At 33.0% G+C, this 2,403-nt stretch carries 1 protein-coding gene; it reads right to left on the bottom strand.

Translation table 11 applies throughout. From position 1 onward, the window contains the following. The coding region (locus NSA01_RS09910; RefSeq protein ID WP_257481299.1) for a leucine-rich repeat protein at nucleotides 1-1,777 on the bottom strand (1,777 nt) is incomplete at its 3' end. Between the last annotated feature and the right edge of the window lie 626 nt (nucleotides 1,778-2,403).

The following is a 2,403-nucleotide window of genomic DNA, read 5'->3' as shown; positions in this document are numbered from 1 at the left end:
TCACCCTAACCCTAACAACCCTAGAAAAACTAGACTTATACTTTCCGCTAACTCCCCTTACCTTATAATAATAAACCCTTCTCCCCTTTACTCCCTTATCCACATAACTCCTATTTCTCGTCACCTTTATCCTCTTATACCCGCTCCTCTTCTTAGTCGATCTGTATATCTCGTACTTACTCGCTCCCAAACTCTTACCATAACTTATTTTCGCCTTCTTCTTTGTGCTCTTTAACTTTACTTTTGCTATCTTCTTCGGGTATACTTTTATCTTTACCGTCCCCTTCTTCCCGCTCCCGTCTTTCGCTATCACACTCACACTGCAGCTTCCCGCTCTCTTCCCGCTAACAACTCCCTTTGAACTTACACTGCATACTTTACTGCTTGAAACATATCTAAACGTCTTATTATAAGCACTTGAAGGCGATACACTTATCGACATTTTATATCTATTCCCAACCTCAAGCCTCTTACTTCCCGCTTTTGGTTTTACTTTACTCACATATATTAACTTCGGTATCTTTGTTATATTTATCCTGCTATTACACCTGCTGCAATGTCTGGATTTCTCTCCGTAAGACTTATATGTAGACTTCTTATCCGTTACATATCCTCCGTAACTATGTCCCAATGCCTCGCTATTCTTCTGTGTAACAGGTAAGGAACAATATATACACTTCTTAGTAACAGTCCCTATTGATGTACAAGTTGCTTTCTTATAAACGATATTATCATCACAATAATCATGAGCTCTACATTTCTTAAATTCCACTTCCACGTTATAATCTAAGTTACCAACAGTAAACTCATAAGGTTTTGCAATGTATACTCCGTTTACTTTGACTTTATATATATTACCGATATCACTGATTATATTTAATTTTACCTTACTTCCGACTTTTACAGATGCTCTTTCTTTTATTATATCATCTACGCACCTTAATTCTGCACTTCCGCCAGAATTATACTTTAAACTCAAGGAAACATACTTATTCGTTATATCCTCACTTGGATATATATCATCGGTTATTTCCACAATAGAATTATTATGTATCTTAAAATCATCAGCCACACCCTTTAGCGCATTTTTACCTATACCGGTAACACCTCTCGGTATTGTAATACTCTTCAAAGAACTGCAGCCGCTAAAACAGCTTTCCCCTATAGTTTTCAGATTTTCAGGAAGACAGATACTTTCAAGTTCCTTACATCCATGAAAAGCGCTGTCTCCTATGGTTGTTATATCATCAGACATCGTTATATCCCTTAAGGATATACACCCGAAAAAAGTATTTTTTTCTATAGTTTTTATCGAGCAGGACAGATTTACATTTTCAAGAGAAGTACATTTATTAAATGCACTTTCGCCTATCTTTTCTACTCCCTGAGGTATATTTACAGAGGTCAGACTCCTACAATTAACAAAAGAATTTTCGCCTATTTCTTTTAAATTTTTATTGAACATTACTTCATTTAAATTTGGCAGAGATGTAAATGTATATCTTGATATTTTCACAAGACTTTCATTCAACGTTACTTTTTCTATATCAGACCAGCAAAAAGAATATTCCCCGAGGCTTACAACTTTCTTACCACCTATTTCATCAGGAATAACTACTTCTTTATCATTTCCCATATAACTTTCTATTTCAATATTTCCCTCAGAAAGTTCTTTATATGTATACTCTTCGTTCGACGCCTTTACACCGCCTCCTCGAAAAGATAATATTACTATCACAAATAATATAATACCAAATAGTCTTACGGATTTCTTCATCTCATACTTCCCCCTATTTTATACTACTTTAATATTCTACTATCCTACTAAATGCTTCTTGTACGAAAAATAGGGTTATTTATGTTTTGACTGATTTTTTATCCTTTTTTGACTCCTTTTTGTCTTATTTTTAATCTTCTCTTTACTTTCTTTTTATCTACCTCCTAATTATTCTTTCTTTTACCTCATTATTTTTTACATTACTTTCCTTTCTCTTTTACTCTCATTCATCGTTCCTCCTTACTTTATTATTACTTCTCCTTATTACTAACTTATTATTCTATACTACTTTTATTCAGCATTACCTTATATACTGATTTTTACTTCCTTTATTACTTATTTATCTCATTAAAAAAGGACCTTATATGAGCTCCTTCTCTTCTTACACGTTTATATTCTTTTCTATTTTTTATTCTTTATACTTATTCATACCTTTGTCACAGGGGTTGATGATTAGTATATAATAATATTTACGTCCTCTTTTGCTCTTTTTTATTTACTACTCATTAACCATACTTTGTTATATACAATAATCTTCGCTATACAGTTCTTATTTAAAATAATTATCTCCCATTTCCTAACCTGCTCCCTTTCTTATCATTAAAAAAAGTCCTTTAGATGGACTT

The sequence above is a fragment of the Anaerofustis stercorihominis genome (assembly GCF_024623185.1).
GTDB lineage: Bacteria > Bacillota > Clostridia > Eubacteriales > Anaerofustaceae > Anaerofustis.
The sequence above is the reverse complement of the archived record's forward strand: the minus strand, read 5'-3'. Positions and strand labels throughout refer to the sequence as shown.